The sequence below is a fragment of the Streptomyces sp. NPDC048172 genome, assembly GCF_043202595.1.
Classification (GTDB): Bacteria; Actinomycetota; Actinomycetes; order Streptomycetales; family Streptomycetaceae; genus Streptomyces.
Genome location: NZ_JBIDAT010000006.1, coordinates 31759 through 57052, shown reverse-complemented (window position 1 = coordinate 57052; position 25294 = coordinate 31759). Strand labels below are relative to the sequence as shown.

Genomic DNA, 25294 nt, shown 5'->3' with positions numbered 1-25294 from the left:
CTCAGTCCTTACCGGAGTCCGCCGCCGTCCTGCGGGCGCGGTGCGCGGCGGCCTTGACGCGGCTCTGGCAGGCGGTCGAGCAGAACTGGCGCGTGCCGTTGCGGGAGGTGTCGGTGAACACCCGGTCGCAGCGCGGCGCCTGGCACACCCCGAGCCGCCCGGCGAGATCGCTGCCCGCGGCGAGCGCGAGCCCGGCCGCGCACCCGGCACTCCAGCCGACGCCGGGGGAGTCCTCGGAACCGTGGAAGTGCACCTGCCAGGGCTCGCCGGGCGCGCGGTCGAGCTGGGGGCGGGCGCCGGTGGAGCGGAGCAGGCCGTTGAGCGTGTCGGCGGCGGCGTCCAGGTCCCCGGAGGCGGCGGCCTCGAACACGTGCCGCATCTCGCGCGCCGTACGGGCGAGACACTCCACGTCCTCCGGGTCGAGCGGGGCGGGCGGGGCGGGCGGGGAACTGGTTCCGGTGGAGGGGAGCGCGGCGGCGACGGCGCTGGTCAGGTCGTCGCCGCCACGCGGCGCGGTGTAGGGCTTGCCGCGCCGTTGGCCGTCGGTGAGGGCGTTCACGAGCGAGACGGCCGCGTCGAGCAGCAGCGTCACGTGACTGTCGAACATCACTTGACCAGTCACTCCTTCGAGGTCTAGATTCCGTCACCGGCATTATCCATTTCACCGGTCACGGGGGTGTGTGCGGTGCGCGTACCGGGTCGCGTAGTCCGATACGAGAGACGTGCGTCGCCTGGGCGGGAAGGGGTGGCGGCCCGGCAGCGGTTGCCCCGTACCGTATGGCTGCTGGTCGTGGCCCGTGCGGTGAACCGCCTCGGCGCCTTCTCGCTCTCCTTCCTCACGGTGCTGATGACCACCGCGTTCGGGGCGAGCGCGGCCACCGCCGGGATCGTCGCGGCGGCGTTCGGCGTCGCGACGATCCCCTCGCGGCTGGCGGGCGGACGGCTGGCGGACCGCCTCGGCCGCCGCCGCACCCTCGTCCTCGGCCTCGTGGGCTGCGCGGCGGCGCAGGCGGGGATCGCCGCGGCGCCGAACCTCGCGACCGCCGCCGTGTGCGCCGTCCTGCTGGGCCTCGCCTTCGAGCTGTACGAGCCGCCGAGCCAGGCGATCATCGCCGACGCGGTCGGCGCCGAGCACCGGGTTCGCGCGTACAGCCTGCTGAACGCCGCCCTCGCCGTGGCGGGCATGGGCGCGGGTCTGTTGGCCGCCGGGCTCGGCCGCTGGGACCTGCGCTGGCTGTTCGTCGCCGACGCGGCCACCTGCCTCCTGTGCGCCCTCGTCATGCGCCTCGCGCTGCCGGACGACCGTCCGGGGGTCGCCGATACGCCGCGCGGTCCCGCACCGCGGCCGCCCCACGCCCCTTCTGGGGTCGCCCCTTGGCGGGACCGGGCCCTGCTGTCCCTGCTCGCCTCGGGGACGTTCTTCGCCCTCGCCTACCTCCAGGTCATGGCCATGCTCCCGCTCACGCTCGAACGCCGCGGGCTCCAGGCCGCCGACGCCGGACTCCTGCTGACGGTCTCGGCGGTGACCGTCGTGGCGGGCCAGCCCGCACTCCGCAGGGGACCGCTCGCCACGCTCGCTCCCCGTACGGCGTTCGCCTCCGGCTACCTGCTGCTCGCCCTCGGCCTCGCCGGGTACGCGGCGGCCGGATGCCTCCCCCTCTTCGCCCTGGCGACCGTCGTCTGGAGCGTGGGCGACCTCCTGGTCATGGGCCGCCTCATCGCCACGGCCGCCGACCTCGCCCCGCCGGGCGGCACCGGCCGCTATCTGGCCGTCTACGGCACGAGCTGGGGCATCGCGAGCGTCGCCGCCCCGCTCCTCGGCACCCAGCTCCTCCAGCACGCGGGCACCACCACGCTCTGGCTCACCACCGCCGTCACCTGCGCCGCCCTCGCAACGCTCCAGCCCGCGGTGGCGCGCACGGGGGCCTTCGGCCGTCTTCAAGGGCAGCCCCAGGGGGCGGGACATGGCCAACAGGGTTCGTCGGGTCCGCCGACTTGACCCGCACTCGCTGCGCGGCATCGCACACTCCCTGCGCCTGCGCTTGCACCTGCGCCTGCTCAGCTCGCTGCGCGAGTACGGTCCCGGGACGGCATCCCAACTCGCGGCCCGGCTGGGGGAGTCGAGCGGGCCCCCAGCTACCACCTGCGGCAGCTCGCCGAGTACGGCTTCGTCGAGGACGACCCCGACCGGGGGACGGGCCGGGAGCGGTGGTGGAGGGCGGCCCACGAAGGGGTCAGCTTCCGCACCACCGACGAATTCGTCAACCACGCCGACCCCGACGTACGCGGCGCGTTGAACCTGCCGCTGGGGGAGATGGCCGCCACCCACGCCCTCGAACTGTCCACCTTCCTCGGCACTCTCCACGAATGGCCGGAGGAGTGGCGCGAGGACTCGGATCTGAGCGACTTCACCCTGAGCCTGAGCGAGGGCAAGGGCGCGGGGGAGGAGGTGGCTGCCACGCCCAGGCGCACTCCCGGCGCCGACGGTCGCGGCACCTGCGCACCCGGGCCGGGTGGCTGATGGTCGAGCTCGGGCTCCGGCTGGTGCGCCCGCCCGCGCCGGGGAGCGCCGGGTGAGGGCTGGTCGAGGCCGGTCAAGGCCCGATCGACGCCCGGTCGAGGCCCGGTCAGGGCTTGAGCACGTAGCGGCCGCGTACTCCGCCCTTGGCCATGGCGCGGTGGGCGTCGGCGACCTGGGCCAACGGGACGACGGCGTGCACGCGCGCGGGCAGGCGGCCGGTCGCGGCGCGGGCGAGCAGGCCGCTCAGCCGGGGCCCGTCGGGGTGCGCCACCACGACGCCCACGGTGATCCCCCGTTCGGCGGCCGGTGCGGCGCCCGGCTGGACGCCGGCGAAGATGCCGCCGTCGCGCACCAGGGCGAGCGCCCGCTCCTGCATCGCCGCGCCGTCGGCGACCGCGTCCCAGCCGGGCTCGGCGCGCGCGGTGAAGCCGACCCCGAGACCGCGGACGAACTCCTCGTCCTCGGCCCTGGCCAGCCCCGTCACCGTCCAGCCCCGCTCCGGCGCGAGCGCGGCGGCGTAACTTCCGACCGCGCCCGCCGCCCCGGTCACCAGCAGCGTGCCGCCACCGGCGGGCGCGTCACCGAGCACGTCGAGCACATCGAGCAGCTGAGCGGCGGCGAGTCCGTTGAGGGCCACGGTCGCCGCGGCGGTCAGTTCCAGCCCGTCGGGAACGACGGCGAGGCCGGCGGCGGGTACGACGAGTTGCTCGGCGTACGTGCCGAAGTCCCGGTCGAAGCCGTCCACGAGGCCCGCGACGCGGGCGCCGACGGCCAGGTCGACCCCGGTGCCCACGGCGACGACCGTTCCGGCGAAGTCCCAGCCCAGGCCGGTGTGCTCGGGTTGGTCGATCATGCCCATGGCGTGGAAGGCCCCGCCTACGACACCGAGGTCGACGGGGTTGACCGAGGCCGCGGCGATCCGCACCCGGACCTCGCCGGGACCGGGCTCGACGATGGGAACCTCGATGATCTCGATCGAGCCGGGCCCCTCGGGGGAACGGACGACGGCGGCCCGGAAGGTGGACGTACTCATGGCTTCGCTCCAAGCGGCTTGTGCGCAACGTCTGACCTGCTTCACTCTGGAGGGGTTACTCTCCAACGGGAAGTACGCACCTGGAAGTGCGTAACTCTCCCCAGCAGGAAGGAGCGGTCGATGCCGACAGCGACGGCGGCCCAGCGGCGGGCACGGGCGAAGGCGGAGTACGACGCGTTCCTGGACGGCTGCCCCAGCCGCCAGCTCCTCGCCCGGATCTCCGACAAATGGGTCGCGCTGATCCTCGCCGCGCTCTCGACCGGCAGCGCTCCACGCCCCGGGCGCCCCGGGGCCGACTGCGCCGGTGAGCCGCGGTCGATGCGCTACTCCGAGCTCTCCCGCCAGCTGGCCGGAGTCAGCCAGAAGATGCTCACCCAGACCCTCCGCTCCCTCGAACGCGACGGCCTCATCACCCGCACCGTCACCCCCACCGTCCCGGTCACGGTCACCTACGAAGCAACGGCCCTCGGCCTCTCGCTCCAGCGCGTGATGCTCGACGTGAAGGAATGGGCCGAGTCCCACATGGACGAGGTCCTCGCCAACCGCGGCGACTACGACACCCGCACCGCCTGACGTTCCGCCCAGCGGTGCTGGGCCGGTCAGGGCTCGGCGGGGACCACGCACTGGTCCTGGCCCCGCGGGGCCTCGCGCTCCGGCCATGCCACTCCGCGGAAGGTGAGCTTCTTCTTGGCGGTGTTGAGCTCGACGACGGAGAGTGCCTTGTTGTAGGGGTTTCCCGCGTTGGTGAGGCAGATCCAGCCGCTGGCGCCCTGGATCCGATGGTTCGCGTTGAGCTTGTTGAGGTCCTTCCGGATCCGGTCGGTGTCGGGCAACTGCTTGCCGCTGGTGTGCACCGCCCGGGCGAGAGCCGCCGACGCCGTGCGGATGACGTCGTAAGTGGCGATGGTGCGACCGTCCTCCAGATGGACTCCGCCGATGGCGTCCCGCTGCTTGGCTGCTTCTTCCTTGAGGGCCTCCATCGCCTCACCCGCCTCGCTCAGGTAGGGAGGCGTCTCGCTCTCGGAGTCCTTGTGCGACTTCTTCCAGCGGTCATGCTCGACGTCCCAGGCGGCTGGGTGCGCGGGGGCCGCGTAGCGGACAGTGACGGCGGGCACTCCCGCACGTGGATCGCCCTGGAGCGAGTCCCGTTCGTTCCTGTCCAGGCGCTGTTCGAGGGTCGTCGCGTCGGATCCCGAGATCACGGTGTACTTCTTCTTGTCGCGACAGTACGTACGCGCGAGCTTCTTGATGAACAGCTCCAGGTGGAAGGCGCGACCCGCGAAGTACACCACCCTGGCATGCGACTGACACAGGGCACCCGCGATGTCCTCGAACTGGTTCGGGGTGATCCCAGGCTTCTCCAGGCCCTCCGAGTCGAAGGTCATGTCCTGGACCCCGGTCAGCCGCTTGACCTTTCCCGCCGCCCTCGCCTGCGTGAACGCTTCGTGCAGGGACCGGTTGTAGTTGTCGTTCCTGCGGGTGTCGTAGACGAGCGCGGTCTCCGCCTTCGCCAGCTCCGGGTCGAACGCGAGGAGAGCCTCCGCCTGCTCCTTGCTGGTGGACACGACTCGGGCGAGACCTGGATAGGGAGGCTCCCCGGTGTTCTGGGGGTTGGCGAAATCGTCCGCCGTCACCAGGCTGGCCACGGTGGGGATCTTCAGGGTGTTGGTGACGTACCGCAGCGCCTCGCGGGTGTGGTGCAGGCTGAGGTTGAAGCCCGCGATCACTCTCAGCCGCGGCTCGTCCCGGTGGAGGTCGTCCACGACGGTGCGCCAGGAGGCGTAGTCCCGGCCCGGGTTGGCGAGGACGAGGCGGATCGGAGGGCGGGCGGAGTCGTCGCCGTTGGCCCTGGCCTGGGCGAGGGCGGCGCCCTGCACCTCGCTGAGGATCTGCTGCCGGACGGCGGGTTCGTCGGACTCCATCGGGATCAGCAGAGCAACGGTCGCGTACGTCTCGCCGCTCGTCGTCACAGCCCGGTTCTGTTCCGCGATACGGGCGAAGACCCTCTTCATGCCCTTCGCGTCCTCGGCCCCCGCGAACACGTCCTCTCCGTCGGAGACGCCGACGCAGTCCGGGCCGTGCACGTACAGAGACCGGCCACCGCATCGGGCAGGGCCCTCGGGGTCGAAGGCACCTGCCTGGTCGAGGACCAGGAACGAGGCGGCGAGCACGGCCAGGGCCGTCACTCCCGCCGTCACCGGCCCCGCCCCCGGCCGTACCTTGCGCCTCCGCCCGGGCCCGTCCGCCCTGCGCGGGGTGGACGGTTCCACGCCGATCCGCAACAGCCTGCTGGGCAGTGTGACTCCCTGGCGGCCCTGGCCCAGGGCCGCCAGGGCCGCCGCGCGAGCCCGGAAGCGCTCACGGACCGCGTCCCTGACCTCTGTCTCCGGCACCGCCTCCTGGTCGCCGGCCCCGGGCCGATCGCCGCCGGGTGCCGAGGTGGTGACGACGACCGGATACGCCCGGAACTCACCGAAGGTGTCGTCGTATCCCTTCAGCAGCGCATCGCGGATGATCCTGCGCGCACTCACGGTGTCCACGTCCGGCAGCAGGATCACCGGGCGGCGGGCCCTGTTGAGGCGGCGGAAGAAGCCGTAGTGCGCGTTGATGTCGGCGAGCAGCACCTCGACGAGGAAGCGCTGCCTGTCGCCGGACGGTCCGGTGCGCAGCGCGTCCATGCGCCGGAAGACGCCCTCGACGGTGCGCACGCCGTCGAACTGCTTCTTGCGGAACCAGCGCAACGTACCCACGTGGGGAAATCGAACCGCGTCGAGCACGACGACCACGGCGCCGACCAGACCGCCCAGCATGGCCCTGACGTCCGTGTCCTCCGTCACCCGCCGCAGGCGGCCCCTGAACTCCCGCATCGAGCGGCGCCGTTCCTCGGCGATGGCCCGGTTCACGGTTTCCTGGAGGTCCTCGGGGTCCGCGTCCGGGCCGGGCTGCCACTCGTACAGGGCGGCACAGGCGGCGGCGAACCGCGGGAAGACGATGGGCAGATGGCGGACGGGACGGCCGCGACTCGCCTCGCGCACCACGGCGCGCAGCTCAGCGAGCACCTGCTGCTCCTCGGGGCCCGGCTGGGCTGCCGGGCCCGGAGCGTTGACGGGCAGCACTCCGTAGTGCCGCAGGCAGTAGTCACCCCACCAGGTACGCAGATCTGAGCTGTCCCCCTCGACCTGCAGGATCAGTGCGCCGGTCCGTCTCCCGAAGCGGATCCTCCGGAGCCGGTACCGGTCCCGCATCGCCAGCTGCGCCAGCGCCGCTTCGAACTCCTCCACGTGCCCTCCCCAGACCCGCTCAGCCGGAAGGGCAGCACTATAGGGCGCCAAATGACGGTTCCCACGGGATAGTTGACAAATAGCGGGAAACCTGCAAGGTCAGCGACGGCTGGGGGTCGGGGTCAGGACCAGGGCCGGACCGCCGCTGCAGCCCGCCTCACCCCACGTCGGCCGCGTAAGGGGTCGAGCCCCCGTCCGGGGACCAGGCGGTGGCGAAGGGGAGGAGGTCGCGGATGTGGACGCTGCCGAGGCCGCCCGGGACGGGGAGGAGGACGCGGATTCCGGGGTGGTGGTCGAGGAGGACCTGGCGGTCCCGGCCGCAGGGGCCCAGAACGCCGCGTCCCTGGTTGCCGACCGCGACGATCGCGGAGAGCTCGCGGGCGCCGTTGGCGCGCGCGGCGCCCAGGGCGACGAGCTCGGCGCAGGGGCCGCCGGTGAAGTGGTAGACGTTGATGCCGCCGTGCACGGTGCCGTCGGCCGCCCGTACGGCGGCGCCCACGGTGTGGAGGCCGTCCTCCCCGTCCGTGTGCGCTTCGACGATCTCGCGGGCGGCCTCGACGAGTTCACGGTCGGCCTCGGTCAGCTCCGCGACGGGGATGTCGATGTTCATGCCCGCAGGCTAAAGCAGGCCAGAAGACGGCGCGGGCGAAGATCGCGAATAGTCGTTTGCCGCGGGACGGCACGCTCCTTACGGTTGCGCGCATGCACGGCCGGTGAAGCCGGACGCGCTCCCGCCACCGCCCCCCCCGCCCCCGCCCCCGCCACTCGGAAGTCTCCCCTTGTTCGAAGAGCTGACCACCCTCAACGCCCGTCCCGCCCTCTACGCGCAGGTGACCACGCCGGAGCTGTGGACCGATCCGCACATCTCCGCGCGCATGCTCGCCGCTCACCTCGATCCCGAGGCCGACCTCGCCTCCTACCGGGCGGAGTACCTCGACCAGGTCTTGGACTGGATCATCGACCGCTTCGATGTCCGCGCGGGCCTGCGCGTCGCCGACTTCGGTTGCGGGCCCGGTCTCTGCACCACGCGTCTGGCGCGGGCCGGGGCGTCCGTCACAGGGCTGGATCTCTCTTCCCGTTCGCTCGGTCACGCCACGCGACTGGCACGCGCGAGCGAGCTCTCCGTCCGCTATCTGCGCCAGGACTACCTCACCTACCGGGACACCGCCCGCTACGACCTGATCCTCATGGTCATGCGTGACTACTGCGCCCTGCCCCCGGACGGCCGCCGGGCCCTCCTGTGTACGGTGCGTGAGCACCTGGACCCCGGCGGGGCCTTCGTCTTCGACGTCGACTCCGCCGCCGCGTTCGCCGAGGTGCGCGAGCAGGCGCTCTACGCCCCGGGCCTGATGGACGGCTTCTGGTCCGACCGGCCCTACTTCGGCTTCCTGAACACCTACCGGTACGCGCGCGAGCGCGTGTCGCTGGACAAGTACGAGATCTTCGAGGCCGACCGGAGGAGGACCTTCTGCAACTGGGTCCGCCACTTCACCCCGGAGGAGCTGACCGCCGAGCTGGCCGAGGCCGGGTTCGCGGACGTCGACGTGCTCGGCGACCTCACGGGAACGCCGTACGACAGCGAGGCCCCACGCTTCGCGGCCGTCGTCCGCGTGTGACGGAGTGCGAGGATGCCCCCATGGCCGACGATCTCCGCACACACCCCCCGAGGCTGGCCGACGACCGTACGTCGCTGCTCGCCTTTCTCGACTACCAGCGCGCGACCCTCGCCATGAAGTGCGCGGGGCTGAGCGGCGAACAGCTCAGGCGCAAGGCCGTGCCGACCTCCGGGCTCACGTTGCTGGGGCTGGTGCGGCACCTGGCCACGATCGAGCAGAGCTGGTTCCGTCTGGTCGTGAACGGGGAGGCCGTCACCGCGCCGTGGCCCGGCGAAGCGGACGGCACGCAAGCGGAGTTCCATGTCGAGGACGCCGACGTCGACGAGGCGTTCGAGGTCTGGCGGAAGGAGTGCGCGCGGGCCCGCGACATCGTGGCGTCCTTCGACTCCCTCGACGCCACCGTCGAGATCGGCGGCGCGGCCTTCTCGCTGCGCTACGTCCTCACCCACATGATCGAGGAGTACGCCCGCCACAACGGCCACGCCGACCTGCTCCGGGAGGCGATCGACGGGGAAGTGGGGGAGTAGCGGGAGGAGGGCCGGGGGTCATGCACGGGTGAGCGTGCCCCGGAAGTGCTGCGGCACCGGCGCGAAGCGGAAGGCCATGGTGACCGTCGCGATGCCGGGGACGGCCAGCCGGTACCGGGTCGCCATCAGGTAGCAGAGCAGCATCAGGTGGACCGTGCCGAGGTCCGCGCCGACGCAGTTCTTGGGGGCCCAGCCGAAGGGGACGTAGCAGTTCCGGTCCCGGGGCCCGTGCGGGGCGCCCGGAAGGAAGCGGTCCGGGTCGAAGACGTCGGGCCGGTCCCAGTGCCGGGCGTCCCGGTGGATCATGTGCGGGCTCAGCAGATAGCCCTGCCCCTCGCGCAGGGTGACCTCGCCGAGGTCGAACCGCCGGCGGGCGCGGCGCATCAGCAACAGGGGCGGACTCCACATCCGTAGCGCCTCCATGACGAACCGGTGCGTGACCGGGGCCGTACGGACGGGGGAGGCGCAGAACGCCGCCTCGTCCACGGCACCCAGCTCGGCCGCGAGCCGCGCCGCCCACGCGGGCTGCCGGGCCAGCTCGTACAGGACACCTGCCGCCGCGGCGCCCGGCGGACCGGCGATCGCGGTGAGGACGGCGGTGACCACGTCGAGGGCCCGGTCCATGCCCAGCTCGGGCAGGAGGTCCACGACCGGGTCGGCGAGGTCGAGTTCGCGCGGCCTGCGGCCGGAGGCGCGCCGCCGGAGGACCCGGCGCACGACGAGACCGGCACGGATCTGCACCGCGACGAAGTGCGCCCGCTGCCGCGGCCCGCGGCGGGGGCGCAGGGCGATGAGGCGGCTGAGCTTCTGGTCGAGGTCCTCGACGACGTACGCGCGCTCGCGCGCGGTGAGGCCGGTGAGCGCGACCGGGAGCAGCGCCCGTACGGCGAGATCCTGGGCGAGCATGACCAGGTCGACGTCCGTGCCGAGCCGGGCGTCGGCGGTCTGCCGCATCCGCGCGAGCGCGCGCGCGTTGCCCTCGGCCGTCGTCAGCCTGTGCAGCTGCGCGAGCCACGCCCCGCGTATCCGGGTCCAGCGCATCTCGGCGCTGGGGCGCCGCCGCACCATGTCGACGAAGCGGTCGTGCATGACCAGGTGCCGCCAGTTCGCGCCGCTCACCGCGCGGGCCGCGGCCGGGTCGAAGAGGGCGAGCAGGTCGTCCTCCACCCAGAAGACGCCGCCCTCGGCGGCGCTGCGGCGGCGCATCTCGTGCAGGAAGTCGTCGCCGTGCTGCGGAGTGGTCATGGGGCGCGCTCCCGTACGGTGCGGGGCCCGCGTGGCGCCCCGCACCGGTCGCGGTCGGTGGACCGGACGGATCAGATGTGGTGGTAGAGGTACCAGTGGATGTACGTGGAGTACCCGGCCCGGATGTTGAGCGCGGACAGGGCCGAACGGTAGAGCTTCCTCATGGCTTCACCTCCTCCCAGGCGTTCCGGGGCGGCAGCCGGACGTCCTGACCACGGTGAAACGGGGAGGCGCCAGGGCGGGTCCCGGCAGCGGACGTCCGCCGTCGGGGATCACCTGGAGGCGCTGGGTCCGGGTGAGGACACCGACCAGGTCTTCGAGCAGGGACATCGTCACGGTGGCCCCCGCGCAGGTGTGCGGGCCGAACCCGAAGGGCAGGTACGCCGGTTCGCGCACGGCCCGCGCCCACCGCTCGGGTACGAACGCGTCGGGCCGGTCCCAGTGGCCGGGATGCCGGTGGACGAGGTACGTGCACACGTCCACCTCGTCCCCGGCGCCGACCCGTACGCCCCCGAGGTCGCGCCCGTGCAGCGGCGTCCGGGGCGTACGCGCGAAGAGCCAGGCCACGGGCCACAGCCGCAGCGCCTCGCGCACGAGCCAGCCGGGCTCGGCACCGTCGCTCTCCGGGTGCGTGGCGGCCAGGAGCACGGACCAGGCGAGAGCGAAGCCGGTCGCGCCGACCGTGGCGAAGAGGAAGGAGAGATAGACCTCCGCCAGGGCCGCGGAGGAAGCGACGGGGCCTGCCCCGGCGAGCGTGACGTCCAGCAGGTCGCGCGGCTCGCGGGGTACGTCCGGCACGGACGCCCGGCGTGCGCGGATCTCCGCCACGAGGATCCGCATCGTCTCGCGGCGGAACGCCAGCCGGGAGAGCGCGGAGTGCTGCCTGCGCGCGCCCGCCAGCACGGCCCGCGCCACGATCGCGTCGACCAGGGTGTGCAGCCGCTCCGGGGCCTCCGGGCACAGCAGCAGGTCCCGCAGGTGCGCGTGGACGAGCCGGTTGCCCGCTTCGGGCCAGACGCCGGGCCGGGCGAACGCCTCGTCCACGAGTGCGGGCAACGTGGCGCGGCGCTCCGCGAGGTGACGGCGCGTCAGCGCCCGCGCGGTGCGGCCGATCTCGATCTGGGCGCTCCGGGGCCCGAAGACCCCGCCGCGTACGCGGAAGAAGTCGGACGTCTCCTCGAAGGCGCCGTGCGGATTGCCCAGCACCTCCCGCGCCGTCGCGGGGTCGGCCACGCACAGCCGTCCCGACCGCGAGCGCCACACGTCCCCGGGCGCCGCCTCGAACTCGGCCGTCAGAAAGGCGAGAGGGTCGCGGCGGAAGGCCGCCGCGCCACGGAGGGGCTGCCGCGTACGGACCCGCGCTCGCCCCGTGTCGCCACCGCCGCCGGTCGTCGCTGTCATGCCACCTCCCCGCCACCGTGCCCGGCGCGGGGCCTGGCGACCGCTGCTGCGTCTGCGCTGCGTCTGCGTCTGCGTCAGCGGCCGCGATCTCGGCCTCTCCGCCGGTGCACCCTGGGCTCCCCCGGGGGACCTGAACGTCGGTCGAAGCCTCCTCCGCCCCCACCCGGCTGTCACGCTGCGTTTCGGCCGCGCGGGTCGTACACCCCGTGCGAGGCGCGGGCGGCGGCAGAACGGGCCGGTCAGCGCCGGGGCGACCGGGCCTCACGGCGGCCGGGCCGTCGCGGACGGTTCCGTTCCACGGCCGTCAGATGCGGGTGATGCGCGGAATCCGGCCCTCACCGTCCGAATCGCGCCGCGTCACGACGCGTCGCGACGCGGCGCGCGGCGCACCGACGCGCGTCGCGTCATCCGGCACAGCGCCCGGCACGCCAGCCATCGCCGCCGCACCGGGCAGAACGTCGGACGGCGCGTACGCCACGCGAACGCCACACGTGCGTCCCGCGTGCGTCGTGCGTCGTGCGTACGGCCAGGGCGCAGCCCCTACGGGCCGTCGGCGGCGACGATCGCGCGGCCCGCGGCGAAGAGCCGGGCGCAGCGCTCCGTCATGGCCTCGGGCGTCTGTTCGGGGTGGTGGATCCACCAGCGGACCAGCGCGGTGGCGAGGCCCCGCCAGGCGTACGTGAGCGCGTCCGCGTCGAGCGGGTCGTCGAAGCCCGCGCCGTGCAGGAGTTCGGCGGTGCCGGTCGCGGCGAGGTCGTCGACGGCGGCGCGGTAGGACGCGGCCCGCCGCGCCGCCACGCTGCCGGGCGGCAGGGTGGCGTCGTACAGGACGAACCACGCGTCGCGCCGCCCCTCCAGCGCGGTGAACAGGCCGTGCAGCACGCGCAGGGGAGTGGGCGGCGCGCCGGGTCCGTGCGCCGCCATCGCGGTGCGCACGGCGTCGAGGAGGCCGTCGCCGACCGGGGTGAGGCAGGCGAGGTAGAGGTCCTGCTTGCTGCCGAAGTACTGGTGCAGCAGCGGCTTGGTGACGCCGACGCGCGCGGCGACGGCGGCCACGGTCGTGGCCTCGTAGCCGTGGCGGCCGAACTCCTCGGTGGCGGCGGCCAGGAGCTGCCGTTCGCGCTCCGCCCTCGGCATGCCCTTGGTGCCGGCGCGGGACTGAGGCGTTGTCATGTACGGGGAGCTTACCTTAGGGTAATTTACCCAAGGGTAAATTCGAGCAAGGGCAAATTCACCGGCCCCCGGCCCCGTTGGGAGCAGCACGCATGCCCGCCACCACGACCGGCCCCGGCGGCACGACCGGCCCCGACACCTCTCGCGCCCGCTCCTGGTGGGGCTGGGGGTACGTCGACGCCCACCCCGGCGACGCCGAGTGCGCCGCGCTGGGCGCCCTGCTGCCCGGCACCCTGTCCCGCCCGCTGCCGGTACCGCGCGTCGCCGACCTGCGCATCGGCCCGTCCGGCACGACGCCCCCGGCGAGCCTCGCGCACCTGGTCTCCGACGACCCCGGGGCGCGTGCCGCGCACGCCATGGGCAAGGCGTACCGCGACGTCGTACGGGCCCTGCGCGGCCGCCCCGGCCGGATCCCCGACCTCGTCGCCCGCCCGGCCGGGGAACAGGACGTGACGGACCTGCTGGACTGGGCCGACGGGCAGGGCGTGGCCGTGATCCCCTTCGGCGGCGGCTCCTCGGTGGTCGGCGGCGTGGAGTACCGCGGCGATGCCCGCCATACGGACCGCCGTGCGGTCCTCTCGCTGGACATGACCTCGATGGACCGCGTCCTGGAGGTCGACACCGTCAGCCGCTCGGCGCGCATCCAGGCCGGTGCCCTCGGCCCCGCGCTGGAGGCCGGGTTGCGACCGTACGGGCTGACCCTGCGGCACTTCCCGCAGAGCTTCGAGTTCTCCACCCTCGGCGGCTGGCTGGCCACCCGGGCGGGCGGCCACTACGCCACCGTCCGCACCCACATCGACGACTTCGTCCAGTCCCTGAGCGTCGTCACGCCCGCCGGGACGAGCACGTCGTGGCGGCTCCCCGCCTCCGGCGCCGGGCCCTCGCCCGACCGGCTCTTCCTCGGCTCCGAGGGCATGCTCGGCGTCATCACCGAGGCGTGGATGCGCGTGCAGGAGCGCCCCCGGTACAAGACCTCGGCGTCCGTGGCCTTCACCGACTTCGGTGCCGCGCTCGACGCCGTACGGACGATCGCCCAGTCCGACCTCGCCCCCGCCAACTGCCGCCTCCTCGACGCCGGGGAGGCCGCGCTGTCCCGCGCCTCCACCGACGGCTCCGCCGTGCTGCTCCTCGGCTTCGAGTCCGCGACCGCGCCCGTCGACGACCGTCTCGCCTCGGCGCTGGAGATGGCGCGTGCCCACGGCGGCACGGGCGGGACACCGCCGAACGGCGGCGGGGAGCAGGCCGCCGACGGGGCCGACGGGGCCGACGCGGCCGTGAGCGACTGGCGTTCGGCGTTCCTGCGCATGCCCTACCTCCGCGACGGCCTGGCCCGGATGGGCGCCGTCGTGGAGACCTTCGAGACGGCCGCCACCTGGGACAGGGTCCCCGCCCTGATCGACGCCGTACGCACCGAGGTCGGCGCCGCGGCGCTCAGGGCCACAGGCCACCCGGCCACCGTCAACTGCCGCCTGACGCACGTCTATCCCGACGGCGCCGCCCCCTACTTCACCGTGGCCGTCGCGGGCCGCCCCGGCGACGAGGTAGCGATCTGGGACGACATCAAGGCCGCCGCCACCGACGTGCTGCACCGCCACCGCGCCACCGTCACCCACCACCACGCCGTCGGCCGCGACCACAGGCCCGGCTACGACCGCCAGCGCCCGGACCCCTTCGCGACCGCGCTGCGCGCCGCCAAGGACGCCCTGGACCCGCACCACACCCTCAACCCCGGCGTGCTGCTCGGCTGACGAGCGTCATGCTGATGTCCTCGCGATGCCCCGCGAGTAGTGCTCCTTGAACACCTCCAGGTGTGCCCACGTGGTCAGGCCGCGTACCTCGTCGAGCGCCTTGAGTTGCTCCGTGACGCGGTGCAGGCGGGTCGTCGAGTCCGCGCCGAGGGTGACCACCAGGTCGAAGCGGCCCACGGTACGGGCGACGAACTCGACGCCGGGCAGCGCCGCGAGGAACCCGGTGACGCGCTCGTCGTCCCCGCCCAGGTTCAGCCCGGCGCCGAGCGCCGGTCTGCCGGTGCCGCTCCCGCTGCCCGTACCGCGCCGCACCACGGCGGCGACGTGCAGGGCGCGGTTGCCGACGAGCCTGCCGACCCGGGCGCGCGCCGCGCTCGGCGACATCCCGACGCCGCGCGCGAGTTCGACGAAGGGCATCCGGCCGTCGCGCTCCAGCAGTTCGATGAGCCGCAGATCCGTCTCGTCGACGTGCACATCGCCGCGCAGCGGGCCCTGCGGCATGAAGACCGAGGTGACGACGTCGGTGTAGAGCAGCGTGTTGACCGCCCGTACCCGGGGCTGCGCGCGGAGGTGGGCGAGCGCCTCGTACAGCTCGCGGTCGCTGGAGACCCGCAGCTCCGCGACCAGGTCGTACGCGCCGCTCACCGCGGAGACGAAGACGGACGCGTCCGTCGCGCACAGCGCGTCGACCACGTCGTCGGCGGGCCCCGACACGGCGACGGAGACGTGCGCGAGCGAGGTGAGCCCGAGGAGCTGGGGGTGCGCCACGGCCACGATCTCCACGGCGCCCGAGTCCAGCAGCGCCTGCACCCGCGCCGACACCGCCGTCCTCGGCGCGCCCACCCGCGCGGCCAGCTCGCTGTAACTCGCCCTGCCGTCCTGCTGCAGCGCGGCGATGAGCCGCGCGTCCAGATCCTCGCCCATGAGTGCCCGAGACCCAATCTTTACAGAGTGATTCCGTGCTTCCGGTGGAACAAGATTACGGCCGACGCGGCGCGGAGAAGCTGATCGGCCGCATATCGGGACCCGGGGGCGACAGAAACGCGGCCACGCGCGTGCCGGGCGGCGTACATGGCATTGTCAGGGGTGAGGGGCGGTCCTACGGTGCCGATCACCACTGCACCCCCCGACACCCCGCACGAGGACCCACATGCGCGCACTGCGCCACCACGAGACGTCCGTCCTGGACGCGACCAGCACCCTGTTCACCGGAGCCACCCTGCGCACCGTGGACCGGGACACCGAGGGGGCTGAGGCGTTCCTCGTCCACGGCAACCGGTTCGCGGCCGTCGGCACGGCCGAGGAGTGCCGGGCCGCAGCGGCGCGGCTCGGCGGCGGCCGCCCGGCCGCGGAGGTGGACCTCGGCGGTGCCGTCGTGGTGCCGGGCTTCGTCGACCCGCACGCCCATCCGCTGATGTACGGCCAGATGATGAGCTGGGTCGACTGCGGGCCCGGCAAGGCGGACGGCATTCCCGGCATCGTCGCCCTGCTGCGCGCGGCGGCCGAGTCCCTGCCGCCCGGCCGTCCGGTGCGCGGCTACGGCTACGAGCACCGCAACCTCGCCGAGCGCCGCCACCCCACCAAGGAGGAACTCGACCAGGTCAGCACCGACCGCGAGGTCTACCTCATGAACGCCAGCGGCCACGGCGGCGTCGTCAACAGCGCCACCCTGGCCCGGCACGGCGTCACCCGCGACACCCCCGACCCGGCGGGCGGCACGTTCTTCCGGGACGCCGAGGGAGAACTGACCGGCGAGGTGTCCGACGCCGCCTGCAACATCCTCACCGGCGTCGGCGGCGTCAAGATCGGCCGCCACGGGCCGAACTTCCACCTCGGGGACGAGCCCGAGGAGCACCTGCGCCAACTCCGCGCCGCGCAGGAGCGGTTCCTCGCCGGAGGCGTGACGACGATCGGCGACTGCCAGGTGACCCGCCGCGAGTTCGACACGTATCTGCGGCTGGCGGACGGCGGCGAGCTGCGTACCAGGGTCGGCATGTATCTGCTGAGCCATCTGCTGGACCACGTCGTCGAGACCGGGATGCACGGCGCGTTCGGCAACGCCCTGCTCTCCTTCGCGGGCGTCAAGTTCTACGCGGACGGCACCCTGGGCGGCTGGACCGCGTACTTCCCGGACGGCTACGTCGGCGACCCCTGCCGCACCGGGCAGCTCTACCACGAGCCGGAGGCGTACCGGGAGCTCATCGCCAAGGCGCACGCCGCCGGGCTCCAGACCGCCACCCACGCCCAGTCGCCCGACGCGATCGAGATGGTCCTCGACGCCGTCGAGGCCGCGCAGGAGGCCCACCCCCGCGCCGACGCCCGGCACCGCATCGAGCACTGCGGACTGCCGACCCCGGAACAGATCACGCGCATGCGCCACCTGGGCATCCACCCGGTCAACCAGACCCAGCACTACTACAACTGGGGCGAGGGCGTCACCGAGGCCATCGGCACCCCCGGCGAACGGTTCAACCCGCTGGGGGAGTTCCTGGCGGCCGGGGTCCCCGCGACGCTCAGCTCCGACGCGCCGGTCGCCGAGCCGAAGCCGCTGGAGGCGATCCAGGCCGCCGTCACCCGCGTCACCCGGCGCGGCCACCGGCTGGGCGACGGCTCTCTCCGGATCCCCGCCGCCGACGCGCTCGCCGCGCACACCCTCGGCGGCGCCCGCACCCTGGGCCGCGAGCACGAGCTCGGCAGCATCACCCCGGGCAAACTGGCCGACTTCACCGTTCTCGGCGCCGACCCGCTCGCCGTCGACCCCGCGTCCATCGCCGCGATCGACGTCCTGCAGACGTGGGTCGACGGCACGCTCCAGCACTCCACCACAGCCACGCCGACCGGGGGGCAGCCGTGACGGAACACGACCAGGCCGGCAAGGCCCGTAAGGCCCGTAAGGCGGGCATCGCCGCGTTCGTCGGCACCACCATCGAGTGGTACGACTTCTACGTCTACGCCACCGCCGCCTCCCTCGTCTTCGGCAGCGTCTTCTTCCCCGAGGGGACCGACCGGCTGACCGGCATCGCCGCGGCCTTCGCCACGTACGCGGTCGGGTTCTTCGCCCGGCCCCTCGGCGGCATCGTCTTCGGCCACATCGGCGACCGGTTCGGCAGGCGCAGCGCGCTCGTGATCACCCTGACGATGATGGGCGCCGCGACCTTCCTCGTCGGCCTGCTCCCGACGTACGCGAGCGTCGGCGTGGCCGCGCCGGTCCTGCTCGTCCTGCTCCGCTTCGTGCAGGGCATCGCGGTCGGCGGCGAGTGGGGCGGCGCCGTCCTGATGGCCGTCGAGCACGCGCCGGAGGGGAAGAAGACCTTCTACGGAGGCTTCGCGCAGCTCGGCAACCCCGCCGGGGCGCTCCTCTCCACCGGCCTGTTCAGCCTGCTCTCCACGCTCGGCGACGACGCGCTCAAGGAGTGGGCGTGGCGCGTGCCGTTCCTGCTCTCCGCCGTGCTCATCCTCATCGGCGTCCTCATCCGCCTCAAGGTCGAGGAGTCGCCGGTGTTCGAGGGGGCGGCGGCCGAACCGGACGAGGGTCTGCCGCTGACGTACGCGCTCAAGACCAACTGGCGGCCCATCCTGCTGGGCATCGGCACGCTCCCCGTCGCGGTCGGCGGCTACTACCTGGTGACGACCTTCCTCACCGCCTACGCCACCGACCCCTCCGTGGGGCTCTCGGAGACGACCGTGCTCAACGCGCTCAGCGTCGGAGCCGTCGTCGAACTGATCGCCACGCTCGGCGTCGCGTGGCTCGGCGACAAGCTCGGCCGGGTCCGCGTCGTCATCTGGGGCCTGGCCGCGGTGGCCGTGCTGGCAACGCCCCAGTTCCTGGTGGTCTCCTCGGGCTCGACGGTCCTGATCTTCGTGGTCTTCGCGGCGATGCGGCTGGTCATGGCGGCGACGTACGGGCCCGTGGCCGCGGTGCTGGCCCAGATGTTCCGCCCCCGGGCGCGCTACACCAGCATCTCGGTGACGTACCAGGTGGCGGGCGCGGTGTTCGGCGGCCTCGCGCCCGTCGGCTCGACGCTGATGTTCCAGGCGACCGGCAGCGTCGTCCCGGTCATCGTGCTGCTCGTCGCCATGTGCGCGCTGAGCATCGCCTGCCTGCTGAAGGCCCCGCAGCACACCGACGACGCCATGCCCGCGGAGGACGGGCAGGTCAGGGAAGCACGCGATACGTCACGTGCGTGACCAGGCTCGCCGCCCGTGCCGAGACCTGTTCGAGCGTCAGCGCCGGTACGCCCTCGAAGAGCCGCGTACCGGCGCCGAGCGTGAGCGGCGAGATGTGCAGGCGCAGCTCGTCGATCAGTCCGGCCGCGAGGTACTGGTTGATGGTCGTCGCGCCGCCCATGACCGCCACATCGCCGTCACCGGCCGCCGCGCGTGCCTGGGCCAGCGCCGACTCGATGCCGTCGGTGACGAAGTGGAACGTCGTCCCTCCGTCCATCGGCTGCGGCTCGCGCGCGTGGTGCGTGAGGACGAAGACCGGGGCGTGGTACGGGGGATCGTCGCCCCACCAGCCGTTCCACGGCCGGTCCCACGCGCCGCGCACGGGACCGAACATGTTGCGCCCCATGATGAAGGCCTTGGCGTCGGCCATCTGCTCGATCTCGGCCTTGTTCTCGTCGGGGGTGTCGGCGAACCAGGCGTGCAGCCTGTCGCCCCAGCCGTCGCCGCTGTCGTCCCCGAAGGGGCGCTCCTCGGTCTGATTGAGCCCGGCCGTGTACCCGTCGACCGACATCGTGATGCCGCTGACCACCCTGCCCGTACGCGCGGTCATCGCTCTCTCCTTCACGGTGAGCTTCCGTCTGGCCTCAGCCTGGACCAGGCCGGGCACCACGCCAACAGGGGCTGGCCGGAATCTTCCCCTCGACTTGCGGCCGGACGGTTAGGATCACGGCGTGGTCACAGGAGGATTGCAGCCGGGTGTACGGCGGCTCCGCGCGTCAGCGGGGCCGCTGTGGACCGTCGGGCTGGCTCTGCTCCTGCTCGGGCTGCTGTACACGCACGGGGCGGGCACGGGAGACGCCGCCGGGCACCACGGCGGAGCCGTCGCCGCCCCGTCCGCGACCACGCATGACATTCCGGTGGGACATGAGGGCCACGAGGAGCAACGGGACTCTGCGCACCAGGCGTTGGAGTGCCTCTCCGCGCAGCCGCAGGAGGACTTCGCCCTCGACGCACCCGGTTCAGCGCCCGTGCCGGATCCGGGCTTCCGCGCGCCGAACGGCTGTACGGGCGCCGGGAGCCCCGTAGCCGCGCCCGGGACGGCGGCATCAGGATCACCGGGGACGGCCGCGGTACTGCGGATCTAGAAGGCAGGCGGAATCCCGCCGTTCGCGACCCCGCCCTGCCCGCTCGCCCACGCGCGCGCTCGCCGACCCGTGAGCGCCGCACGGAGGATCCGTGTCCTCGTACCGCGCTCCAGCCCTGTTCGTATGGGGGCTGCTGAGTCTTCTGCTCACTCTCGCGGCGGTCGTCTGCGCCCCGACCGGCCCGACCGGCCCGACCGCCCCGACCGGCCACGGCCAGTCGGCGGACGTCATCCCGAAGGCGGTCGCGATGGCGGCCCCCGCCGCCGTCACCGGACCGACGCCGGTGCCGCATCCGCACCCGCCCGTCTCCTGCTCCACCAGCGACCATCTGGCGCAGACCTCCCAGCAGACCCGTGTCCCGCAGGAGCCCGCCGCCGGCGGCGCCGCGTGGGACCAGGCCGCCGACGCGCACCAGGATCCGGCACGGTCCGAGGCCGGTACGGCCGCGCGGCTCGGGAGACCGGCGCCGATACGGACGGGCCGCACCACCCTGCTCCTCGTCTGCCGGTGGCGCGTGTAGGAGCGCCCGCGCGACCGCCGTACGCGGTCGGCGCCGACGCCCGTACACGCCACGCCATCCATCTCACGAGAGCGGACCGATGAACCATTCCTTCACCGACACCTGTGCCCACGCGCCCTCACTTCCCTCCGACCGCACGGCGCTCGCCGGGCTCGTCGGCCGTACGCCCCTGATCCGGGTGACCGAGCCGTTCGCCTCGGCCGGGCGCGGCTTCTGGGCGAAGCTGGAGGGCTTCAACCCCGGCGGCATCAAGGACCGCCCCGGCCTGCACATGCTCGAACGCGCCCGCGCGCGGGGCGAACTGCGGCCCGGTGCGCCCGTCGTCGAATCCACCAGCGGCACCCTCGGCCTGGGCCTGGCGCTGGCCGGACTCGTGCACGGACACCCCGTCACGCTCGTCACCGACCCGGGCCTGGAGCCGTCCATGGCGCGGCTGCTGGCCGTCTACGGAGCCGAGGTCCAGGCCGTAGACGAGCCCCATCCGACGGGCGGCTGGCAGCAGGCCCGCCGCGACCGCGTGGCACGGCTGCTCGGGGAGACGCCGGGCGCCTGGTGCCCCGACCAGTACAACAACCCCGACAACGTCGCCGCCTACACCCCGCTCGCCCTCGAACTCGCCGCGCAGATGGGCCACATCGACGTCCTGGTCTGCAGCGTCGGCACCGGAGGGCACTCGGCCGGGATCTCCCGCGTGCTGCGCCAGCTGCACCCGGGGCTGCGGCTCGTCGGCGTGGACACCATCGGCTCGACGATCTTCGGCCAGCCCGCGCGGAACCGCCTGATGCGAGGGCTCGGCTCCAGCATCCACCCCCGCAACGTCGCCTACGACCACTTCAGCGAGGTCCACTGGGTCGCGCCCGGCGAGGCCGTCTGGGCGGCCCGCCGCCTCGCGACCTCGCACTACGCCACGGGCGGCTGGAGCGTCGGCGCCGTGGCGCTCGTCGCCGGGTGGCTCGCCCGTACGCAGCCGTCGTCGGCCCGGATCGCGGCGGTCTTCCCCGACGGGCCGCAGCGCTATCTGAGCACCGTCTTCGACGACGAGTACTGCGCGGCGCACGGCCTGCTGGACGCCCCACCGGCGCCGGAGCCCGAGGTGATCGGCGCCCTGGGGGAGAAGGAGGTCGCGCGCTGGACGCGCTGCACCGAGGTCGTCGACCCGCTCTCCCGCCCCGCCGCGGAGGCCGGGGAGGCGGGCCGGTGACGACGTCCGTACGCAAGCAACGGCAGCCCGCCGGGTCGCTCCTCGCGCAGACCCGGGGGCACACGCGCAGCGTCCAGCTGCTGATGGTGAATCAGTTCACGATCAACCTCGGCTTCTACATGCTGATGCCCTACCTCGCCCAGCACCTGTCGGGCGGCCTCGGGCTGGCCGGGTGGCTGGTCGGACTCGTCCTGGGGGTGCGGAACTTCAGCCAGCAGGGCATGTTCCTGGTCGGCGGCACGCTCGCCGACCGGCTGGGCTACAAGCCGCTGATCGTCGCGGGCTGCGTGCTGCGCACCGTGGGCTTCGCCGTGCTCGGCCTGGTCGACTCGCTCCCCGCGCTGCTCGCCGCCTCGGCCGCGACGGGCCTGGCGGGAGCCCTGTTCAACCCGGCCGTACGGGCGTACCTGGCGGCCGACGCCGGTGAGCGGCGGGTGGAGGCGTTCGCGCTCTTCAACGTCTACTACCAGGCGGGCATCCTCCTGGGCCCGGTGGTGGGCATGGCGCTGACCGGGGTGAGCTTCCGCGTCACCTGCCTGACCTCGGCGGCGATCTTCGCGGTGCTCAGCGCCGTACAGATCCGCGCCCTTCCCACGCGCCGCGCCGACGGCTCGGGGGAGCGGACGGGCGAGAGCGTCCTCGCGCAGTGGCGGACGGTCGTCACGAACCGCCCGTTCCTGCTCTTCTCCCTGGCGATGGTCGGCTCGTACGTGCTGTCGTTCCAGATCTATCTGGCGCTTCCGCTGGAGGTCCGGCGGCTCGGCGGGCAGGGGATCACCGGAACCTCGGCGGTGGCACTGCTGTTCGCGGTCTCCGGGCTGAGCACGATCCTCGCCCAGACCCGGGTGACCGCCTGGTGCAAGGCCCGCCTCGCACCGGGCCAGGCCCTGAGCCGGGGGCTCGTGCTGATGGGGGCCGCGTTCCTGCCGCTGCTCGCCGCGACGGCGGTGCCGGTGCCGGACGGCGGTGCCGCGCGCTGGCTGCTGGTGGCGGTGCCCCCGGCGCTCACGGCGTTCCTGCTGGCCATGGGCACGATGGTCGCCTACCCCTTCGAGATGGACACCCTCGTCCGGCTCTCCGGCGACCGCCTCGTGGCCACGCACTACGGGCTCTACAACACCATCAGCGGCGTCGGCATCGCCCTGGGCAACCTGCTCACCGGGACCGCCCTGGACGCGGCCCGCGCGGCAGGGCTCTCCGCGCTGCCCTGGCTGGTGCTGAGCGCCCTCGGCCTGGCCTGCGCGGCGGCCCTGCACGGCCTGCACCGTACGGGCCGACTGGCGTCGGCGACCCCCGCGACGGCGTGACCCCCGCGACGGCGTGACATGCGTGAGCCGTGGAGGCCGGTCAGCGGCTTCCGCGGCTCACGTGGCCGGGGTGTGCCGTACGTCCGCCCAAAAACGTCACGCGGGCCTTGTCACAACTCAGGGCGCTGCCTCGTCATAGGGATGTAGCCACCACAACCCGAGGAGCCCACGATGAACGCCCGCCTGAACCTCATGGAGAACCCGGTCACCGCCAAGTTCTTCCGGCACATCATCACCGCGAACAAGGCGATCGAGGAGTCGACGCTGCCGCGCCCGACGCAGGAGTTGGTGAAGCTCCGCGCCAGCCAGATCAACGGCTGCGGATTCTGCACCGACATGCACTACAAGGACGCCGTGCACGAGGGGGAGGCCGCGACCCGCCTCAATCTCGTCGCCGCCTGGCGCGAGGCCACGGTCTTCACCGACGCCGAGCGCGCCGCGCTGGAGCTGGCGGAGGAGGGCACCCGTATCGCCGACGCGGCCGGGGGCGTCCCGGACGAGGTGTGGGCGAACGCCGCCAAGCACTTCGACGAGGACCAGCTCGCCGCGCTGGTGGGCCTGATCGCCCTCATCAACGCCTTCAACCGCGGGAACGTCCTCGTACAGCAGCCCGCGGGGGACTACCAGCCCGGCATGTTCGGCTGACGCGGGGGCTTGCGGGTCCAGGAGTCCAAGGGCCGGGGAATCGAGTCCATGGAGCCGTCCTGCGGCGCGGACGCACAATCGGCGACGTTCGACGCACGAATTCGCCGTCCGGGTGCACCGCGCCGCTCCAGGACGGCTCCGCCGCGTTCGCACTGCTTTCGCTCTGCGTTCGCACCGCGGGACGACCCCCACGCACCCTCGCTCCCTCGCACGGAGGAGAGGAACCCGCATGTCTCTGACCAGGACGTTCCGACGCTGTGCCGTACCCGTCATGGCCGCCGGGCTGCTCGTCGCGATGCCCCAGACCGCCCTCGCCGACGTAGGAGGCGGCAACGTCTCCGTCGGCTGGACGATCGAGAACACGCCGTCCGAGGGCCTGAGCAACATCACCTTCCCCATCACCGTCAACACCGGAACGGCGCGCAAGGAAGGGATCTACTTCGCCCAGCAGTACGACTTCGCCGACGCCATGGGCTACACGGGCCTCCAGCCCCGCCCGGACAGCGGCGGCAAGGAGCGCATGTCCGCCCGCTTCTCCACCTTCACCGAGGGCGCCACCACCAGCGACCCGCTCTGCCACGAGGGCGCCGACGGCGGACCCGGCGTCACCTGCGCGGTCGACTTCGACGCCGTCTACGGCCACCGCTACGACATCAAGGTCGAACGCACCGGCACCGACACCTGGTCCGGTACGGCCACGGACACCGTGAACGGCAAGTCCACCCACCTCGGCACCTGGACGCTCCCCTCCGGGAGCGGCAACCTCCAGGGCTCGCAGGGCGGCTTCGTCGAGTACTACCTCGGCATCCCGAGCTGCGCCGAGATGCCGCGCTCCGACGTCGTCTTCGGCGGCCCCACGACCACCGACGCCGGTGGCCTGAGCGGCACGTCCAAGGCCAACTACGAGTACAGCGACTGTGTCGGCGAGTCCGGCTACAAGGCCGAGCCGGACGGCGCGGGCACACACATCACCCGAGGCTTCGTCTCGTAAAGAACTCCGCCCTCCCCGCGCACCGCGAGATAAAGGCCCGCATCCTTTACCCGGCCGGTGCGCGGCGGAGGGCGAGCGGGGAATTCCCTTTCACGTTCTCCCCGGCCATCGGCCAATTCCACGACGGGCCCCGCTCCTTATGGACTCGCCCTGCAATTCCTTTTCCCACGCACACGGCGAGCGGAGGCGCCGGGCGCGCGCTCGGCCACCCCGCCCTTGACTTCAACTTCCCTTCAAGTTCTACGTTGTGCGCGTCACCGTCCACGCACGCAGACGCCCCAGGAGGCGACGGCCATGACGTCCCCGGCATCCATGAACTCCACCGACGCCCAACTCGCGGGCCAGCCCGCCGCCTACTGGACCGGTGTGGCCTACGAGGCGCTCATCGCCTTCACCCGGGCCCAGCAGGCGCGGCTCGGTTTCACGCAGCCCCAGTTCTGGCTGCTGCGCAATCTCTCGGAGCACGACCTCTCGCCCGACGGCCGCGGCATGACCGTCCCCGAGCTCCAGGAGGCCATGCGCTCCTACATCCGGCCCGAGGACGACCTGGCCGCCGAGGCCGGGACGTTGGTGGAGCGTGGCTCGCTCACCCGCGACGGGGAGGGGCGGCTGTGGATCACCGAGGCGGGAGAGGCGGAGCGCCTGCGCATCAAGAAGCACGCCCCGGAGATCCGTGACCGTATCCACGCGGGCATCGACGACGCCGACTATGTGACGGCCCTGAAGGTGCTCCAGCAAATGATCCGGAACACCGGCGGCACGCTCGTCTAGGA

The 25294-nt window shown here is 73.1% G+C and carries 24 protein-coding genes and 1 pseudogene; 15 read left to right on the top strand and 10 right to left on the bottom strand.

Features of this window, described 5'->3' with window-relative positions:
- Position 1 precedes the first annotated feature (1 nt).
- Positions 2-607 carry a CGNR zinc finger domain-containing protein gene (locus ACGF3A_RS25930; RefSeq protein WP_393732716.1) on the bottom strand — a complete coding sequence of 202 codons (606 nt, stop codon included), beginning with the start codon at positions 605-607 and terminating at the stop codon, positions 2-4.
- A 138-nt stretch (positions 608-745) separates the two neighbouring features.
- Between ACGF3A_RS25930 and ACGF3A_RS25925 the strand changes: the two genes are divergently transcribed.
- A complete protein-coding gene (locus ACGF3A_RS25925) occupies positions 746-1999 on the top strand; it encodes an MFS transporter (RefSeq protein WP_393732715.1) in 1254 nt (417 codons plus the stop codon).
- Positions 1965-2425: pseudogene (locus tag ACGF3A_RS25920) on the top strand (helix-turn-helix domain-containing protein); the annotation flags it as partial. The gene ACGF3A_RS25925 and the pseudogene ACGF3A_RS25920, both read left to right, overlap by 35 nt.
- Positions 2426-2627: 202 nt before the next feature.
- On the opposite strand, the gene ACGF3A_RS25915 reads toward ACGF3A_RS25920, so the two are convergent.
- Positions 2628-3554 carry an NADP-dependent oxidoreductase gene (locus tag ACGF3A_RS25915; protein WP_393732714.1) on the bottom strand — a complete coding sequence of 309 codons (927 nt, stop codon included), beginning with the start codon at positions 3552-3554 and terminating at the stop codon, positions 2628-2630.
- Between the two features lie 120 nt (positions 3555-3674).
- Here ACGF3A_RS25915 and ACGF3A_RS25910 point away from each other — a divergent pair, with 120 nt between their 5' ends.
- Positions 3675-4127 (top strand): winged helix-turn-helix transcriptional regulator, encoded by a 453-nt coding sequence (locus tag ACGF3A_RS25910; RefSeq protein WP_393732713.1) that lies wholly within the window; start codon positions 3675-3677, stop codon positions 4125-4127.
- A gap of 26 nt (positions 4128-4153) precedes the next feature.
- On the opposite strand, the gene ACGF3A_RS25905 is transcribed toward ACGF3A_RS25910, so the two are convergent.
- Positions 4154-6835: a hypothetical protein gene (locus tag ACGF3A_RS25905; RefSeq protein WP_393732712.1), complete on the bottom strand. Its 2682-nt coding sequence runs from the start codon at positions 6833-6835 to the stop codon at positions 4154-4156.
- Positions 6836-6992: 157 nt separating this feature from the next.
- Positions 6993-7445, bottom strand: a complete 453-nt coding sequence (locus ACGF3A_RS25900; protein ID WP_393732711.1) for a cytidine deaminase family protein — start codon at positions 7443-7445, stop codon at positions 6993-6995.
- Between the two features lie 169 nt (positions 7446-7614).
- Here ACGF3A_RS25900 and ACGF3A_RS25895 point away from each other — a divergent pair, with 169 nt between their 5' ends.
- Together ACGF3A_RS25895 and ACGF3A_RS25890 are read left to right on the top strand one after the other, a co-directional pair.
- The gene (locus tag ACGF3A_RS25895; protein ID WP_393732710.1) at positions 7615-8451 is read left to right on the top strand and encodes an SAM-dependent methyltransferase; all 837 of its coding nucleotides are present in this window, start codon (positions 7615-7617) and stop codon (positions 8449-8451) included.
- Between the two features lie 20 nt (positions 8452-8471).
- Entirely contained in the window at positions 8472-8978 is a 507-nt protein-coding gene (locus ACGF3A_RS25890) for a DinB family protein (RefSeq protein ID WP_393732709.1), read from the top strand.
- 18 nt (positions 8979-8996) lie between these two features.
- Here ACGF3A_RS25890 and ACGF3A_RS25885 read toward each other — a convergent pair whose 3' ends face one another.
- The 4 genes from ACGF3A_RS25885 to ACGF3A_RS25870 form a co-directional block, all read right to left on the bottom strand.
- Positions 8997-10223, bottom strand: coding sequence for a cytochrome P450 (locus tag ACGF3A_RS25885; RefSeq protein ID WP_393732708.1), 1227 nt, complete (start codon positions 10221-10223; stop codon positions 8997-8999).
- Positions 10224-10391: 168 nt separating this feature from the next.
- The gene (locus tag ACGF3A_RS25880; protein WP_393732707.1) at positions 10392-11624 is read right to left on the bottom strand and encodes a cytochrome P450; all 1233 of its coding nucleotides are present in this window, start codon (positions 11622-11624) and stop codon (positions 10392-10394) included.
- A gap of 304 nt (positions 11625-11928) precedes the next feature.
- On the bottom strand, positions 11929-12102 hold the full coding sequence (locus ACGF3A_RS25875) for a hypothetical protein (protein ID WP_393732706.1): 174 nt from the start codon (positions 12100-12102) through the stop codon (positions 11929-11931).
- A 62-nt stretch (positions 12103-12164) separates the two neighbouring features.
- Positions 12165-12797 (bottom strand): TetR/AcrR family transcriptional regulator, encoded by a 633-nt coding sequence (locus ACGF3A_RS25870; protein WP_393732705.1) that lies wholly within the window; start codon positions 12795-12797, stop codon positions 12165-12167.
- A 92-nt stretch (positions 12798-12889) separates the two neighbouring features.
- Here ACGF3A_RS25870 and ACGF3A_RS25865 point away from each other — a divergent pair, with 92 nt between their 5' ends.
- On the top strand, positions 12890-14545 hold the full coding sequence (locus ACGF3A_RS25865) for an FAD-binding oxidoreductase (protein ID WP_393732704.1): 1656 nt from the start codon (positions 12890-12892) through the stop codon (positions 14543-14545).
- A gap of 6 nt (positions 14546-14551) precedes the next feature.
- Here the strand turns inward: ACGF3A_RS25865 and ACGF3A_RS25860 are convergent, their stop codons facing one another.
- Positions 14552-15469 (bottom strand): Lrp/AsnC family transcriptional regulator, encoded by a 918-nt coding sequence (locus ACGF3A_RS25860; RefSeq protein WP_393732703.1) that lies wholly within the window; start codon positions 15467-15469, stop codon positions 14552-14554.
- Positions 15470-15695: 226 nt separating this feature from the next.
- Here ACGF3A_RS25860 and ACGF3A_RS25855 point away from each other — a divergent pair, with 226 nt between their 5' ends.
- Positions 15696-17399 carry an amidohydrolase gene (locus tag ACGF3A_RS25855; protein WP_393732702.1) on the top strand — a complete coding sequence of 568 codons (1704 nt, stop codon included), beginning with the start codon at positions 15696-15698 and terminating at the stop codon, positions 17397-17399.
- On the top strand, positions 17396-18733 hold the full coding sequence (locus tag ACGF3A_RS25850; protein ID WP_393732701.1) for an MFS transporter: 1338 nt from the start codon (positions 17396-17398) through the stop codon (positions 18731-18733). The genes ACGF3A_RS25855 and ACGF3A_RS25850 overlap by 4 nt, the downstream gene beginning before the upstream one ends.
- Here ACGF3A_RS25850 and ACGF3A_RS25845 read toward each other — a convergent pair.
- Positions 18702-19322, bottom strand: a complete 621-nt coding sequence (locus ACGF3A_RS25845) for a dihydrofolate reductase family protein (protein ID WP_393732700.1) — start codon at positions 19320-19322, stop codon at positions 18702-18704. The two genes, ACGF3A_RS25850 and ACGF3A_RS25845, sit on opposite strands and share 32 nt — an antisense overlap.
- A gap of 121 nt (positions 19323-19443) precedes the next feature.
- On the opposite strand from ACGF3A_RS25845, the gene ACGF3A_RS25840 reads away from it, so the two are divergent.
- The 7 genes from ACGF3A_RS25840 (at position 19444) to ACGF3A_RS25810 (ending at position 25292) form a co-directional block, all read left to right on the top strand.
- Positions 19444-19857, top strand: coding sequence for a hypothetical protein (locus ACGF3A_RS25840; protein WP_393732699.1), 414 nt, complete (start codon positions 19444-19446; stop codon positions 19855-19857).
- Positions 19858-19948: 91 nt separating this feature from the next.
- Entirely contained in the window at positions 19949-20377 is a 429-nt protein-coding gene (locus ACGF3A_RS25835) for a hypothetical protein (RefSeq protein WP_393732698.1), read from the top strand.
- 79 nt (positions 20378-20456) lie between these two features.
- A complete protein-coding gene (locus tag ACGF3A_RS25830) occupies positions 20457-21578 on the top strand; it encodes a PLP-dependent cysteine synthase family protein (protein WP_393732697.1) in 1122 nt (373 codons plus the stop codon).
- Between the two features lie 83 nt (positions 21579-21661).
- Positions 21662-22885: an MFS transporter gene (locus ACGF3A_RS25825; protein WP_393733380.1), complete on the top strand. Its 1224-nt coding sequence runs from the start codon at positions 21662-21664 to the stop codon at positions 22883-22885.
- Positions 22886-23056: 171 nt separating this feature from the next.
- Positions 23057-23530, top strand: a complete 474-nt coding sequence (locus tag ACGF3A_RS25820; protein WP_393732696.1) for a carboxymuconolactone decarboxylase family protein — start codon at positions 23057-23059, stop codon at positions 23528-23530.
- A gap of 229 nt (positions 23531-23759) precedes the next feature.
- Positions 23760-24521 carry a hypothetical protein gene (locus ACGF3A_RS25815; RefSeq protein WP_393732695.1) on the top strand — a complete coding sequence of 254 codons (762 nt, stop codon included), beginning with the start codon at positions 23760-23762 and terminating at the stop codon, positions 24519-24521.
- Between the two features lie 294 nt (positions 24522-24815).
- Complete coding sequence (locus ACGF3A_RS25810) at positions 24816-25292, top strand: MarR family transcriptional regulator (protein ID WP_393732694.1); 477 nt, start codon at positions 24816-24818, stop codon at positions 25290-25292.
- Positions 25293-25294 lie beyond the last annotated feature (2 nt).

Coding starts and splice junctions, on each gene's coding strand:
- ACGF3A_RS25930 (WP_393732716.1), bottom strand. CDS start 607: ATGTTCGACAGTCACGTGACGCTGCTGCTCGACGCGGCCGTCTCGCTC.
- ACGF3A_RS25810 (WP_393732694.1), top strand. CDS start 24,816: ATGACGTCCCCGGCATCCATGAACTCCACCGACGCCCAACTCGCGGGC.
- ACGF3A_RS25855 (WP_393732702.1), top strand. CDS start 15,696: ATGCGCGCACTGCGCCACCACGAGACGTCCGTCCTGGACGCGACCAGC.
- ACGF3A_RS25825 (WP_393733380.1), top strand. CDS start 21,662: ATGGTGAATCAGTTCACGATCAACCTCGGCTTCTACATGCTGATGCCC.
- ACGF3A_RS25900 (WP_393732711.1), bottom strand. CDS start 7,445: ATGAACATCGACATCCCCGTCGCGGAGCTGACCGAGGCCGACCGTGAA.
- ACGF3A_RS25865 (WP_393732704.1), top strand. CDS start 12,890: ATGCCCGCCACCACGACCGGCCCCGGCGGCACGACCGGCCCCGACACC.
- ACGF3A_RS25830 (WP_393732697.1), top strand. CDS start 20,457: ATGAACCATTCCTTCACCGACACCTGTGCCCACGCGCCCTCACTTCCC.
- ACGF3A_RS25820 (WP_393732696.1), top strand. CDS start 23,057: ATGAACGCCCGCCTGAACCTCATGGAGAACCCGGTCACCGCCAAGTTC.
- ACGF3A_RS25910 (WP_393732713.1), top strand. CDS start 3,675: ATGCCGACAGCGACGGCGGCCCAGCGGCGGGCACGGGCGAAGGCGGAG.
- ACGF3A_RS25890 (WP_393732709.1), top strand. CDS start 8,472: ATGGCCGACGATCTCCGCACACACCCCCCGAGGCTGGCCGACGACCGT.
- ACGF3A_RS25860 (WP_393732703.1), bottom strand. CDS start 15,469: ATGGGCGAGGATCTGGACGCGCGGCTCATCGCCGCGCTGCAGCAGGAC.
- ACGF3A_RS25870 (WP_393732705.1), bottom strand. CDS start 12,797: ATGACAACGCCTCAGTCCCGCGCCGGCACCAAGGGCATGCCGAGGGCG.
- ACGF3A_RS25880 (WP_393732707.1), bottom strand. CDS start 11,624: ATGACAGCGACGACCGGCGGCGGTGGCGACACGGGGCGAGCGCGGGTC.
- ACGF3A_RS25885 (WP_393732708.1), bottom strand. CDS start 10,223: ATGACCACTCCGCAGCACGGCGACGACTTCCTGCACGAGATGCGCCGC.
- ACGF3A_RS25915 (WP_393732714.1), bottom strand. CDS start 3,554: ATGAGTACGTCCACCTTCCGGGCCGCCGTCGTCCGTTCCCCCGAGGGG.
- ACGF3A_RS25815 (WP_393732695.1), top strand. CDS start 23,760: ATGTCTCTGACCAGGACGTTCCGACGCTGTGCCGTACCCGTCATGGCC.
- ACGF3A_RS25845 (WP_393732700.1), bottom strand. CDS start 19,322: ATGACCGCGCGTACGGGCAGGGTGGTCAGCGGCATCACGATGTCGGTC.